The organism is Streptomyces sp. NPDC006450 (assembly GCF_040612195.1).
Taxonomy (GTDB): Bacteria; Actinomycetota; Actinomycetes; order Streptomycetales; family Streptomycetaceae; genus Streptomyces.
Genome location: NZ_JBEXPT010000090.1, coordinates 15,519 through 28,587 on the forward strand (window position 1 = coordinate 15,519; position 13,069 = coordinate 28,587).

The 13,069-nt window shown below is 74.4% G+C and carries 14 protein-coding genes and 1 pseudogene; 8 read left to right on the forward strand and 7 right to left on the reverse strand.

The genetic code is table 11. From position 1 onward, the window contains the following. The first annotated feature begins 439 nt into the window (after positions 1-439). From ABZY57_RS23595 to ABZY57_RS23605, 3 genes are all read left to right on the forward strand, one after another. A complete protein-coding gene (locus ABZY57_RS23595; RefSeq protein ID WP_356514967.1) occupies positions 440-1,402 on the forward strand; it encodes a hypothetical protein in 963 nt (320 codons plus the stop codon). Continuing rightward, positions 1,399-2,199 carry an alpha-L-glutamate ligase gene (locus tag ABZY57_RS23600; protein WP_356514969.1) on the forward strand — a complete coding sequence of 267 codons (801 nt, stop codon included), beginning with the start codon at positions 1,399-1,401 and terminating at the stop codon, positions 2,197-2,199. The genes ABZY57_RS23595 and ABZY57_RS23600 overlap by 4 nt, the downstream gene beginning before the upstream one ends. Before the next feature lie 407 nt (positions 2,200-2,606). Next, on the forward strand, positions 2,607-3,341 hold the full coding sequence (locus ABZY57_RS23605; RefSeq protein WP_356514971.1) for a DUF4232 domain-containing protein: 735 nt from the start codon (positions 2,607-2,609) through the stop codon (positions 3,339-3,341). A gap of 30 nt (positions 3,342-3,371) precedes the next feature. Here the strand turns inward: ABZY57_RS23605 and ABZY57_RS23610 are convergent, their stop codons facing one another. Together ABZY57_RS23610 and ABZY57_RS23615 are read right to left on the reverse strand one after the other, a co-directional pair. Beyond that, positions 3,372-3,755: a VOC family protein gene (locus ABZY57_RS23610; RefSeq protein WP_356514973.1), complete on the reverse strand. Its 384-nt coding sequence runs from the start codon at positions 3,753-3,755 to the stop codon at positions 3,372-3,374. A gap of 39 nt (positions 3,756-3,794) precedes the next feature. Continuing rightward, the gene (locus ABZY57_RS23615) at positions 3,795-3,944 is read right to left on the reverse strand and encodes a hypothetical protein (protein ID WP_356514975.1); all 150 of its coding nucleotides are present in this window, start codon (positions 3,942-3,944) and stop codon (positions 3,795-3,797) included. 108 nt (positions 3,945-4,052) lie between these two features. Here ABZY57_RS23615 and ABZY57_RS23620 point away from each other — a divergent pair, with 108 nt between their 5' ends. Both ABZY57_RS23620 and ABZY57_RS23625 read left to right on the forward strand, forming a co-directional pair. Beyond that, the gene (locus ABZY57_RS23620) at positions 4,053-5,105 is read left to right on the forward strand and encodes a zinc-dependent alcohol dehydrogenase family protein (RefSeq protein WP_356514977.1); all 1,053 of its coding nucleotides are present in this window, start codon (positions 4,053-4,055) and stop codon (positions 5,103-5,105) included. A 173-nt stretch (positions 5,106-5,278) separates the two neighbouring features. Next, the gene (locus tag ABZY57_RS23625; RefSeq protein WP_356514979.1) at positions 5,279-6,028 is read left to right on the forward strand and encodes a phosphatase PAP2 family protein; all 750 of its coding nucleotides are present in this window, start codon (positions 5,279-5,281) and stop codon (positions 6,026-6,028) included. A 17-nt stretch (positions 6,029-6,045) separates the two neighbouring features. Here ABZY57_RS23625 and ABZY57_RS23630 read toward each other — a convergent pair whose 3' ends face one another. Next, positions 6,046-7,164, reverse strand: a complete 1,119-nt coding sequence (locus ABZY57_RS23630; RefSeq protein ID WP_356514981.1) for a DUF2330 domain-containing protein — start codon at positions 7,162-7,164, stop codon at positions 6,046-6,048. A gap of 517 nt (positions 7,165-7,681) precedes the next feature. Between ABZY57_RS23630 and ABZY57_RS23635 the strand changes: the two genes are divergently transcribed. Together ABZY57_RS23635 and ABZY57_RS23640 are read left to right on the forward strand one after the other, a co-directional pair. Then, entirely contained in the window at positions 7,682-8,068 is a 387-nt protein-coding gene (locus ABZY57_RS23635; protein WP_356514983.1) for a cupin domain-containing protein, read from the forward strand. A gap of 54 nt (positions 8,069-8,122) precedes the next feature. After that, positions 8,123-8,614, forward strand: a complete 492-nt coding sequence (locus tag ABZY57_RS23640; protein ID WP_356514985.1) for a hypothetical protein — start codon at positions 8,123-8,125, stop codon at positions 8,612-8,614. Between the two features lie 44 nt (positions 8,615-8,658). Here ABZY57_RS23640 and ABZY57_RS23645 read toward each other — a convergent pair whose 3' ends face one another. The 3 genes and pseudogenes from ABZY57_RS23645 to ABZY57_RS23655 form a co-directional block, all read right to left on the reverse strand. Continuing rightward, entirely contained in the window at positions 8,659-9,324 is a 666-nt protein-coding gene (locus ABZY57_RS23645; protein ID WP_356514987.1) for an HAD family phosphatase, read from the reverse strand. Positions 9,325-9,370: 46 nt separating this feature from the next. Further along, positions 9,371-9,775: pseudogene (locus ABZY57_RS23650) on the reverse strand (TOBE domain-containing protein); the annotation flags it as partial. 164 nt (positions 9,776-9,939) lie between these two features. Further along, a complete protein-coding gene (locus tag ABZY57_RS23655; protein WP_356514989.1) occupies positions 9,940-10,767 on the reverse strand; it encodes a reductase in 828 nt (275 codons plus the stop codon). 71 nt (positions 10,768-10,838) lie between these two features. Between ABZY57_RS23655 and ABZY57_RS23660 the strand changes: the two genes are divergently transcribed. Next, positions 10,839-11,813 (forward strand): LysR family transcriptional regulator, encoded by a 975-nt coding sequence (locus tag ABZY57_RS23660; protein WP_356514991.1) that lies wholly within the window; start codon positions 10,839-10,841, stop codon positions 11,811-11,813. A 310-nt stretch (positions 11,814-12,123) separates the two neighbouring features. On the opposite strand, the gene ABZY57_RS23665 is transcribed toward ABZY57_RS23660, so the two are convergent. Then, on the reverse strand, positions 12,124-12,861 hold the full coding sequence (locus ABZY57_RS23665) for a hypothetical protein (protein ID WP_356514993.1): 738 nt from the start codon (positions 12,859-12,861) through the stop codon (positions 12,124-12,126). Positions 12,862-13,069: the final 208 nt, after the last annotated feature.

Here is a 13,069-nt window from a genome sequence, read left to right on the forward strand (position 1 = left end):
CTCCTGACAAGTTCTCACATCATGGATGACCATTAAGGATCTTTCTGCAGCGATTTATGCCCACAGAAGTTCGGCCCCGCGGCCCGAGAAAACCCGTTGGGTCCCGCCCGCTCCCCCAGCGCACTGACCCGATGCCGCGCACCGCCGTGCGGGCCGCCCGGACCGGGGCGTTGCCGGACGGCGCGATCGCCGCGGCCTACGAAGGCGCCTCCGCAGAAGTCCGCGCTCAGCTCTCCCGAACGGTCCGGGCGCGGACGCGGCGTTCGAGGCGAGCACGCAGCAGGGTGAGGGCGTCCTCCGGGTGCCCTTCGAACTTGGTCCTCCCGGTCACGCGCCCAACCCATCCGGACCGATCGTCACATTGCGGCCCATGACATCCTGTGACGTCACAACTCGCCGGACGGGATCGGCGGACGTCCGGGGAATATGGGGAAGGTCCATGAGGCTCTGCTTCCTGGTGGAGGAGCACTACCGCCACGACGGCATGCCGAACGAGGTGGTCGGGCAGCTGAAGGCCTGGGGCCACCGGGTGGAGGTGCTGCGGCCCGGGGGCTCGCTGCTGCGGATGAGCGAGGTGGTGGATGCCGGCGCCCATGACGCCTGGGTCCTCAAGACGGTGTCCGGCGGGCCGGGGCTGACCCTGCTCGAAGCCGCCGCCGCGGCCGGTGCGATCACCGTCAACGACGCCCGCGCGATCCGGGGCGTACGGGACAAGGCGCTGGCCGCCGCCCTGGGGAGCAGCCGGGGGCTGCCGCTGCCGCCGACCTACGCGGCGGCCCGTCCGGAACTGCTGGCCGGGATCCCTGCGTCGGAGTACCCGTTGGTCGTCAAACCCGCCGACGGCAGCTCCGGACGGGCCGTGCACCTGGTCCCCTCGCCCGAGCGGCTGGCCGCGATGCTCCCCGAACTGGCCGGCGAGGGCATGCTCGTCGCGCAGCCGTACGTGCCGAACTCGGGCACCGATCTCAAGGTGTACGCCGTCGGCGGGGAACTCTTCGCCACCGAGCGCCGCTCTCCCCTGCATCCGGACACCTCCGTCCCGGAGCGGCTCGTCCCGCTGTCCGCCGAGATCGCGGAGATCGGCGCGCGGGTCGGGGAGGTGTACGGACTCGACCTGTACGGGGTGGACGTGCTGCTGGGGCCGGACGGGCCCGTGGTCGTGGACGTGAACGACTTCCCGAGCTTCCGTCAGGTCCCCGACGCGGCGGCCCGGGTGGCCCGCGCGGTACTGGACCTCGCCCGGGGCGCCGGTTCGGGACGGGGAGCCGGAGTCGCGGCCGGGTCCGCTCTCCCCCGCCCGCCCGGGCCGGCGATGTCGATCCCCCTCCAGGCCACCGCGGCCACCGCGGCCGCCACGCCCGTGGCCGTCTCACCGGCCGCCCCCACGGGAGAGCCCGTATGAGGATCGGCCTGATCACGGACAACCCCGGGCATCCGCTCCTCTCGGCGGCGGCCGGGCTGCTGCGGGCCGCCGGACACGGGGTGGAGCTGCTGGATCCCGGCTCGCCGGACGCCGCCGCCGGGGCGCCCGCGGACGTGTACCTCCTCAAGGCACACACCCCGCGCGGCCTGGAACTGGCCCGGCTCCTGGAGCGGCTCGGGGCGCCGGTGGTGAACTCCGCCGCGGCGACCGCGCTCTGCCAGGACCGCACCCTGATGGCGGAGCTGGCGGTCCGGGCCGGTTTGCCGTTCGCGGCAACCCGTACCGTCGGCACGCTCGCGCAGTGGGCCGCCGGGACGGCCCTGGTCTCCCCCGTGGTCGTCAAGAGCCGCCACAGCCGCCGCGCGGACCTCGTGGTCCGGGTCGACGACACCGCGCACCTCGGGGAGCTGACCGGCGACTGGCCCGACGAGCCGGTGGTGGTGCAGGACTTCGCCCCGAACAGCGGTTGGGACCACAAGCTCTGGGCGATCGGCGACCGGGTCTTCGCGGCCCTGCGCCGTTCGGAACTCTCCCCGGAGGGCCGCGGCCCGACCCTGCCGCTGCCCCGGATCCCGGAGGGATGGGCCGATCTGACCCGCCGGGTCGGCGAGGTCTACTCCCTGGACGTCTACGGCGTGGACATCGTCGCCACGGCCGACGGATCCCCGCTGATCGTGGACGTCAACGCCTTCCCCGGCATCCGCGACCAGCCGGGCGCCCCCGAAGCCCTGGCAGACCTGACCCTGCGCCGCGTCCAGGACCCGTCCCGTAAATGATCTTTGGCGTGTGCGGGGGTGTGGCCGGCTGCCGTCGGAGCCTGCCGCCTGTCCGGCGAGGGTGAGGTCGGGCGGGCGGGCGGGCGGGCGACCAGTGCACGGGCTTCCGCCCGGCACGCCGAGAGCACGCACCAGACGCCGCGAGGCCGCCCTTCGGGCGACGACGGGAGTTTGACGACAGGCCCCAGCGGCAGGGTTACCGGCTGTGGTCGGCACGGAGATCATTTACGGGACGAGCCCTGGGACGGCTGCGCCCCGTGTACGGCGCCGGGGTGACGGCCGTTCGTCATGGGCGCGTCACGGAACCGCCACAGCGGTGTGCGGCGGGAACCTACGGGGGTCAGGGGGCCGTGTACCTGCACGCGAGTGCCGGTGCGGGACCGGTCGTGAACCTCGGGGAGCACCCAATGCAGTACACAGCAGGCATCGGCCGGACCGCGGCGGCGCTGGCGACGGCCCTGGCGGCCGCGACTCTGATGACGGGCTGCACGCCGACCGGCGACGGCGGCGAAGCCGCCGCCCCGTCGGCGCCGGCCTCGGCCGCGCGGCCGACCGGGTCGGCACCCACCGGCGGCGACAAGGGCGGAACGACCAGCGGCGGCGGGAGCGGAGGATCCACGGGCGGTTCGTCGCCCTCGGGCAGCGCGTCGCCCTCGGGCGGTACCTCCTCCGGCGGCACCGGCGGCGTCACGAAGAAGCCCTGCACGATCGACGACATCGAGGTCTCCGAGGCGCACCAGGCCGACGTCCGGCCGTCGGGCACGGGAACCGGGGCCGCCGTCGTCTCCGTCACCAACACCTCCGCGGCCCCGTGCAAGGTGTACGGGTACCCGACGGTCGCGGCGGCGGGCCACGGCTCGCCGGAGAAGAGCAAGCCGCTGCCCACCACCCACACCGGCCCCGACGCGGCCGACGTGACCCTGGCTCCGGGCACCCGCGCGTGGACCAAGCTCACCTTCGTCCAGGTCCAGGGCGAGGCGGACGGCTACTGCGTCTCCGGCGCCACCCCGGCGACCTACCCGACGGTGGTCATCGGCGTTCTCGGCGCCGGGAAGCACCAGATCGCCATGGACGACGGTGTGTTCGCCTTCTGCGACGACAAGGTGACCGTCACCGCCTGGTCCTCCGTCAAGCCGTCCTAGGGCGGACGCGCGCCACCGGGCCGCGGGGGGTCAGAGCGGCTTGAGGCGGGTGCGCAGGAGGCAGAATTCGTTGCCCTCCGGGTCGGCCAGCGTGTGCCAGCTCTCGGCGCCCGTCTGGCCGATGTCGGCCCGGCGGGCGCCGAGGGCCAGGAGGCGTTCCAGTTCGGCGTCCTGGTCGCGGTCGACGGGGCTGACGTCGATGTGCAGGCGGAGCTTCCCCCGCCGCGGGTCGCTGCTCGGGCTGAGGACGAGGGTGGGCTGCGGACCACCGAAGCCGGTGCCGGGCGGCCCGATCTCGATGCTTCCGTCGTCCTCCCGGGAGAGCTCCACGTAGCCGAGGGCCTCGCTCCAGAACACGGCGAGGCGCTCGGCGTCGGCACAGTCGATGACCAGCTCACTGATGCGGCTTACCATCCCGCCAGTGTACGGAGACCTCCCGCCGAGCCGGTCCGGCTACTTGATGACCTCGACCTTCTTCTCGCCCGCAGCCGCGTGGGCCGACGCGCTCGCGCCGAGGGCGGTGACGGTGAGGGCCAGCAGGACGGATGCGGCGGCGGCCGCGGCGCGCTTGCGGGTCGTCTTGCGGGTCGTCTTGCGGGTCATGATGTCCCCCTGATGGTGTGTGGTGGTCGTCCCGGCAGCTTCGCATCCGGGCCCGGGGCCGACAAGCGAACCCGGGTCGGACGAGGCAGGCGAGTGGAGGCGGTCGGCGTGCGCGCTGTGGTGTTCGAGCGGTTCGGGGAGCCCGGCGAGGTGCGGGACGTGGCCGATCCGGTGCCGGCCGCCGGTGGCGTGGTCGTACGGGTCGAGGCGACGGGTCTGTGCCGCAGTGACTGGCACGGGTGGATGGGGCACGACCCGGACATCACGCTCCCGCACGTGCCCGGCCACGAACTGGCCGGTGTCGTCGAGGCGGTGGGCGCCAGAGTCGCCAACTGGCGTACCGGGGACCGGGTGACGGTGCCGTTCGTCTGCGCGTGCGGAAGCTGCGCCGAGTGCGCCGCCGGGCAGCACCAGGTGTGCGCCCGGCAGACGCAGCCGGGATTCACGCACTGGGGGTCCTTCGCCGAGTACGTGGCGCTGGAGCACGCCGACGTGAATCTCGTGGCCCTGCCCGAGGAGCTCGCATACGACACGGCCGCCGGGCTGGGCTGCCGGTTCGCGACCGCGTTCCGGGCCGTCGTCGCGCAGGGGCGGGTGGCGCCGGGCGAGTGGGTCACCGTACACGGCTGCGGCGGGGTGGGGCTGTCGGCCGTGATGATCGCGGTGGCGGCGGGAGCCCGGGTGGTGGCCGTGGACACCGCGCCAGCGGCGCTGGAGCTGGCGCGGGACTTCGGCGCCGCGCACTGCGTGGATCCGGCGCGGGGTGACGCGGCCGAGGCCGTACGGGAGTTGACGCGCGGCGGTGCGCACCTGTCGCTCGACGCGCTGGGCTCGGCGGCCACGGCGGCGGCGTCGGTGGCCGGGCTGCGCCGCCGCGGGCGGCACGTGCAGGTCGGGCTGCTGCCCGCCGCGCGCGGGACCGTGGCGCTGCCGATGGAGCGGGTCATCGGGTGGGAGCTGGAGATCCTCGGCAGCCACGGGATGGCGGCGCACGCGTACCCGCCGATGATGGAACTGGTCCGTTCCGGGGCCCTACGCCCCGATCTGCTGGTCACCTCCACGATCCCGCTCGGCGGGGCGCCGGCCGCTCTGGCGGAGCTGGGTACGGCGCCGGGGCCCGGAATCACGATCATCCGGCCGGGGGCGGCCGCGCGGAACTGAGCGGGCTGCCGGATCCCGGGCCTACGGGGCTTGTGGTGCGGGGAGGGCATGGCTACATTCCCTGATTACACGTGTAAGCACGAGATGTGGCCACAGCCCCTGCGCACGTCACCCCTCCCCCCGTTCCCCTCGTCACCCCTCTTTTCCCACCCGCCGCGAGAGGCAGCACAGCCATGTCCACGATCCCCGTCGTCCCACCCCTCGAAGCCGCCGCACCCGCGTCCGCGACGGACGCGAGCAGCCGGCGCGCCGGAACCCTCACGCTCGGCATCGCGCTGCTCGGGTCCGCCGCCGCGCTCGCGCTCGTCGTGCGGGGGAACGTCACGCGGCCGCCCTTCCAGGGCCTCGACGACCACTGGCTGACCTGGATGGGCGGACCGCACGACGGATTCCCCTCCGTGGTCGCGACGCTGCTGAACTGGTTCGGGGGCCCGGTGGGCGCCGTCGTCCCGCTCGCACTGCTGTTCTTCCTTGCCGTCCGGCGGCGATGGGTGTCCGCGGGGTTCCTCTTCCTCGTCTACATGGCCGGAAACATGCTCGTCGTACAAAGCCTCAAGCATCTGGTGGACCGGCCGCGCCCGGAGAATCCGCTGGTCCGGGTCGACCACGGCTCCTTCCCCTCCGGGCACGCGGCCGGTGCGGCGCTCCTGGTCGTCATCGTCGGCGCGCTCCTCGTCCCGGCCGCCCGGCGCCGGGCCTGGTGGATCGGCGGCGGGGTGTTCATCCTGGCGATGATGTGGAGCCGCACCTGGCTGCACGCGCACTGGCTCAGCGACACCGCCGCCGGCGCCGCGGCCGGTGCGGGGGCCGGGCTGGTCGCCTGGTGGCTCTGCGCCCCGGCGCTGGCCCGGGAGGCCGTGCGCGGCCCGAAGCGCGCACGCACCCGGCGCCGGGCGGCGGAACCCCAAGCCCCCGCCCACTGACGGCAGGGGCTGCGCGGCTACGCGTGCGGGCTCCGCGGGACGGCGGCCGCCCTGCCTCGGCGCAGTCGCAGCGCGGTCAGGACGGCCGCCAGGGCGGCCACCGCGAGCGCGCCCCCGAGCGCGAGGATCCAGACCGGGACGCCGCCGGCCGTGAGCAGCTCGTCGGTGTACTCGACCCGGCGGTACGGGGCGTCCGCGGCGGCGGCCCGCAGTTCGTGGTCGCCGTCGATCCGGGACGGGACCGGGAAGCTCTGGTCGATCGCCGTCAGGAACACCGGCTCCGCGCCCGCGAATTCGGCGACCGGTCCCGTGGGCGTGATGCGGCCGGCGAAGGTCACCTCGGGCGCGTCGCCGCCGATCGCCGAGACGGGTTCCATGCGGTGCTCCGCGAGGACGTACAGGCCCAGGGACTGGGCGGTGGCGGCCAGCCGCGACAGCCGCATCGGGTAGACGAGCCGCTCGCTCTCGAAGCTGATCAGGAGCGGGGCCAGGGTGCCGCGCAGGGTGGTGCCGGGCTCCCGGGGGGCGAGCCGTACGGCGACGTACTCCCAGCGCTGGTCCACGTACGGCTTCAGCTCGGTGGAAAGGCGGTCGGGGAGCACGAAGCCGTTGGCCTGGAGCCAGTCGCCCAGCGCCTCGGGGTCGGTGGCGGTCAGGCGGGCCACATCGAAGTCGCCGAGCCGCTCCCGGCCGATGACGCCGACCTGCGGGTCACGGCTGCCGGGCGGGGCCGCTCCGGCGGCGTCGCCCCGGCCGGAGTCCAGGGGCCAGTCACCGCGACGGGGCCAGAAGTAGCCGCGGGTGCGGTACTCGGGTCCGGTCAGGTCCACGAGCTGTGAGAACAGCCCGCCGTCGCCGAGGCGCACCGTGGCCCGCCCCGGGACCGGCATGATCCAGGCGGCCCGCTTGGCGTCGCCACCGACCGTGAACCGCATGGCCACCTGTTCGGTCCGGCCGTCCCAGCGGACCACGGAGGCCTCCCGGGAGACTCCGATCCGGGAGCCGCCGTCGGGGACCATGGCCCCGCAGCCGCAGGCGTAGGCCGGGCTGACGAGGGACCCCAGCTGGGTCGCGAGCAGCGCGAACAGCAGCAGTCCGATCCTTCGCCTGATCCACAGGGCCGCCCTCGCCTGCACTGTCCTCGCCTTGGCCGCCCTCGGCGTCGCCGCCACCTCCGCCGCCCTCATCCTGACCGTCCGCACCCGTGCCGCCCCCACCCTCGCCGTCCGCACTCCTGCCGCCCGCCCCCTCGGCGTCCGCACCGTAACCCCCGCGCTCCTCGCCCAGCCGCCCGCGGCTGCGTTCTCCCGCCGGCCGCCGGTCCATCACGGGGCCCGTCCGCCCCGGTCTCAGACGGCCGGCGCCGCCATCCGGTTCCGGCCACCTGTGCGCCATCTGCCGGTCACGTGGCAGGTCCCCGGCGACCTTCAGGTAGAGAGGTGTCCTGGGTGCTGGGTCGCGCGGCGCCTCGGTCCCGGGCACAGCCTGTCACGGCCGGGGCGGGGCGAGACGAAGGGCCCGGGAGGTCGGGACCTTCCGCCCGGTATTGAGATGATGCCGGTCGTCTAAATTCGAATCGTGACCGGAAGGACCGGTGGCCGTGGCCCGGCCCGCGCGGCGGGAGCCGTGCACCGACGCGTAGAGGAATCACCCATGTTCGGCATGACCATCGACACCACCCCCGACACCGCCGCCGGCGGCCCGGCCCTGCGCCTCGACCCCGAGGGCGGCCCGTTCCGCGAGCTCGCCGCGGTCCGGATCCAGGTTCCGGCCGGCGGGACGATCCCGGCGCACGCGCACGGTTCGTCGGAGCTGCTCCTCACGGGCGTGGCCGGGACGGTGGAGGCCTCGTGCGGGTGCGGTGCCAAGACGGTGACCCAGGGCACTTTCGCCATGCTGCCGGCGGGCAAGGAGATCACCCTGGTCAACCACGGCACCGAGGCGGCGACGGTCCTCGCGGTGTTCTCCCAGAGCGAGTTCACGCAGGGGCTGCCGCGCGCCGCGGCGAAGAGCTGCGGCTGCCAGGGGCACGGCGGCTGACCCCTCGGGCGGGCCGCTCTGGACTGGCCACCGGCCTGATCCCATACTTCTCCCGTGAGAACGACGGAGAAGCAGCCCCGCACCAGCCCGCTGGTGCCCGACGCAGTGGCCCGGGAGATCGCCCGGCACGACTGGAACTCCATCGAATGCGGCTGCGGCCGCCCGGCCGGTCATCTCGATCATCTCGAGGACACCTTGTGGGACGCGGCCGAGGGGCACCCGGCCGCCCTCCGCGCCTTGGAGGGCCACGCCTTCCGGGACGGTGTGCTGCGGCCTCCCGCCCCGGCGGTGTGCGGGGTCCTCATGGCCGTCTGGTTCGCCGGCCCGCCCCGGCAGTCGACGCGCGAGGCCCTGCTGTGGGCGATGCTGCGCCTCCTCGGCACCGAGGACGACGGCTCCTCGCACGAGGCCGGTCTGTACGGCCAGTGCGCCGCGCACATCCGCTCCGGCCTGCCCGGGCTGCGCGAGACGGCGGCCCGGCGCCCGGGCTCCGAATCCGCCGCCTACGCGGACGGGATCCTGAGCCTGCTCGACCTCATGGAGTAGGGCAGCCCGGCCTTCGGACCGGAGTCGGCCCGGTCCCGGTCCCGTCACACCCCCAGCGGAGCGACCAGGCAGGCCCGCAGGGTGTCCGGGGTGACCTCGGTGAGGGAGGGCGCGAAGGTCCGTACCGGCGACGCGGGGACCTCCAGCAGCGAGGGGACCACCAGGACTCCGCAGCCGGCCGCCTCCGCCGAGGCGGCGCCGTCCGGGGAGTCCTCGACCGCCACGCAGCTCCAGGACTCCACGCCGAGGCGCGCCGCGGCAGCCCGGTAGGGGTCCGGGTGCGGCTTCGTCAGGGGCGTGTCGTCGGCGGACAGGGTGAAGGCGAAGGGGACATGGGCCAGCGAGCCGCCCACCACCGAGTCCACGACCACCCGCGGCGAGGCGCTGACCAGTGCGAACGGCAAGCCTTCCGCCTCCAGGGCGGTCAGCAGCCGCTGCGCGCCGGGCCGCATCGGTGCGCCCTCCTCGACCCGGCCGAAGAAGCTGTCGGTCAGGTCCCGCGCCACCTCCTCGACGTCTCCCGCGCGGGAGACCCGTACGAGGTGCGCGGCGGTGTCCTCCACCGCCCGGCCGACCACCTCGGGCGCGTCGGCGTCGGTCAGGGCGTAGCCCAGGCCGGCGGCGATCTCCGCGGTGGTCTGCCACCACAGGACCTCGGTGTCGACGAGGGTGCCGTCCATGTCGAAGAGGACGGCGGCGAGTTCGGTCATGAAGCATCCCCTGGGCTGAGGTGGTGGCCGTGGCGGCCGCGGTGGCGACGACGAGGGCGGGGCGTTCGGCCAGGCCCACGGCCGCCCGCGCGCCCGGTACCAGGGCTCCGGCCTCGCGCGAGGGCAGGTCGGCCTGGATCCGGATGCCGTCGGGCAGTTCCAGGTGGAGCCGGGGCACCGACCCGAAGAACGAGGCCGATACGACGGTGGCCGCGCCCTCGGTGCCCTCTGCGGCTGCCGTCACCGTGATGTTCTCAGGTCGTACGAGCACCTCGACGTCCGGGGTGGAAGGCACCGGGCCGTCCACCGGGAGCCGGGAGCCGGCCACTTCGACCGTGCCGGAGCCCGACAGCCGTCCGGGGAGCCGGTTCATGGTGCCGACGAACTCGGCGACGAACGGGGTCGCGGGCCGCTCGTACAGCTCGGCGGGGGTGGCGCACTGCTGCCGACCAGGTCGAGGAGCTCGTCGGCGCGCTCGCGGCGCGCGGGACTGCCGCCCGGTGATGGACCGGCCGCCCCCTCGAGTGGTCCGACGACCGCTACCGGGCGGGAGCGTCACCTCAGTGTGAACAACTCGGCAGTAGCTGCTCCACTGGAGCGCCGGACCGGGGACCGCTAGGTGTTCGCGGCCGTCTCCCCGATGGCCTCCGGGAGCCAGTCCGCGAGCCGCCCGAAGCGGAAGCCGAGTGCGGCGGCCCGGCCGTTGTCCATCGCGTAGGCGCGGTCGAAGGAGAACGGCGAGGCCACGGACCCGGCCGCGACGGTCCGCAGGCGCGGCGCCCGGCCGACCCGCCGGGCGACGGCCGCGGACAGCCCGAGCACGTCGAGCTCCCCGTGCGAGGCGGCGTTCACCGGCCCGGTGAAGTCCCCGTGCCCGGCCCAGTGCAGGAAGCGGGCGATCTCGTGGTGGTGGATGAAGGAGGTCGGGTACGGGGCTTCGTGCACGGCCACCGGGATCCCGGCGCCGATCCGCTCCACGTAGTGCGCGAGGCGGCCGGTGAACTCCTCCCGGCCGCCGCCCAGTACGTGCGCGGCGCGCACGGCCACGTGGCCGAAGGCGGGCTCCGCCCCCAGGAGGGCCTCGGCCCGCCGCTTGCCCTCGGCGTAGGCGCGCGCTTCAGGGGTGGGCGGCGCGGGGTCGTGGACCTCCATCGTCGAGGTCATCACGTACCGCCCGGTGCGGCCTGCGAAGACCTGGCGGGCGGTCCGTGCCTGCCGGGACGTGTAGCAGACCTGGTCGAAGACCACGTCGAAGGTGCGCTCCCCCAGCGCCGCGCGGAGCCCCGCCTCGTCCTCCCGGTCGGCGATGAGGTGGCCGACGCCCCGGGGCGGGGCTGCGGAGCCCCGGTTGAGGACGGTCACCTCGTTCCCGGCGTCCCGCTCCAGGGTGACCAGGTGCTTTCCGAAATAGCGGCTTCCGCCGATGACGAGAATCTTCTTCATGTCCCGGACTCTGCCGCTGTACCGTCCCCAGCGGAACTACCGGAGTACTGAACACGTCGTAAGGGAAACTGATGATCGATGTGCAGCGGCTGCGCATCCTGCGCGCCGTGGCCGAGCACGGCAGCTTCAACAAGGCTGCCGGGGCGCTGCTCCTGACACCCTCGGCCGTCTCGCAGCACATCGCGGCGCTGGAGCGGGGCCTCGGTCACGCCGTCGCCGTGCGCAGCACGCGCGGGATCACGCTCACCGAGCCGGGCCGGCTGCTGGTGGAGGCGGCTGAGGCGGTGTCGGCCGAGCTCGACCGGGTGCGCCACGAGATCGACCGGGTCACCGCCGACCGGCCGCGGCTGACGGTCGCCACCTTCGTGAGCGGGGGCCGGAAGCTGCTGCCGGGCGCGCTCGCCCGGTTCGTCGCCGCGCATCCGGAGGTCGAACTGACGGTCCTGGAGGCCGAGCCCGAGGAGGCCGTGCCCATGGTCCGCTCGGGCGCCGCCGATCTCGCGCTGACCTACCACTTCGACGGGCCGCTGCCGCTCGGGCCCGAGGCGGCGCTCGACTGGCTGCCGCTGGTGGAGGACCCGCTGGCACTGGTCCTGCCCCCGGGGCACCGGCTCGCGGGGCGCGCGTCCGTCGCTCCGGCCGAACTCGCCTCCGACCGCTGGGTGCTGGGCTGCCTCAAGACCGAGGCGTACCTCCGCCGGTACGCGGAGCGGGCCGGTTTCGACCTCCGGGTGGCGGCGTCCACCACGGACTACTTCTTCGCACGCTCCCTCGTCGCGGCGGGCGTCGGCGTCGCGCTGATCCCCCGGATCGCACTGCGGCCGGCTGACGGAGCGGGGGCCGGAACGGGGACGGCGGTCGGAGCCGGAATCGGGGATGGCGATGGCACGGGCCATGGGGGCGGAACTCCCGACGGCGTGGCCGTCGTACCCGTCGAACCCCCGTGCCCCGCACGGCACATCGGAGTGCTGTCGCCGCGCCGGCGCCGTCCGCATCCCCACGCTGCGGCCCTTGCCGAGGCACTGGCCGGGTCGGTCCGACGGTGATCCCGCTGCTGTGCGGCCTCGCCGCCCATCCCGCCCCGCCCCGCCCGCCGATCTCCTGGAGCGGCTGACCCGCCTCGCGGGCCGCGTCCCCGATCCGTACGAGGAACTCGCCCGCGCGCCGAGCGAGCGCACCGACCTCACCTCCGGCCAGGTCCGGATCCTGGCCGGAGGTGAGGTCGGTGCACGGGCGGCGGCGAGGCGGAGCAGGGCCCGTGACGGGGCGGGCTCGGTGGGCGCCGGCCCGATCCCGGCTCGGCGACCCGCCGCCCGGACCCGTACGGAGTCCGGGCGGTTCCGCGTCCGGGGCCGGTCAGGGCGCGGCGGTCAGCGGTCCCTCCAGGAGCGTGGGCTCCTCGCCCTTCCTGACGACGACCGGGATGCCGCCCGTTGCCTTCTCCAGCCGCGCCTTGAATTCGGCGGACTTGGCGCCCGCCTCGGTGCTGGTGACTTCCACGACCGCGCCGTGGCCGGCGCCGACGCTGTAGATCGGGAATGCCTCCTTCAGCCCGATGAGCTTGTCCCCGGCGGCCTGGAGGGTCCGGTGCGCGTACGGGCTCAGGTACAGGTCGGCCCGGGCGGGGTCCGCCTCCAGGTCCGCCGCGTGCGCGGCCTCCACCAGGAGCCGGCCGCGGGCGAGGTCGGTGACGCACAGGGCGACCCGGCCTGCCGGATGGTCGGTGATCTGGGTGGCGTAGATGTCGGCGAAGGCGCCGGAGCCCTGCTCGCCGATCGCCTGCGAGAGCCGCTCGCCCTCGGGGGTGTTGGCCGGGGTGCCGTCGATGAGCGTCGGCGCCGACTGCGGCGCCGTGGGGTCGGTCTCCGGGCACGTCCGGGCCGTCGGGGGCTGGGCTGACGTGACGGCCTGGACGGCCTGCCCGCCGGGATCGACCGGGTCGGCCACGACACCATTCCCGCAGCCGGTGAGCAGTACGGCGGCGGCGCCCACGCTCACGGCGACGGCCACGACCGTCCTCGCCTTCGCCTTCGCCTTCGCCTTCGTCTTCGTCTTCACAACCCGCAGGCGTATCTCGGTGGTTCGACGCACCATGTGTCCCCCTCGTTCTCCGGTGCCGGATCGGCACGGCTCTGACGTACCTCCGGCTCGGCCGGTTCCCAGATTCTGCCTGGCGACGGGGCCACACAGCACGGCGGTCCGGTGTGTGGCCGGCCGCCATGGCCAGGGCGGGCCGGCGGTTCCTAGGGTCGGTATATAGGAAGTGCTTCGGGTATGGAAAGTTAGTCAGGTGTGTTGTGTA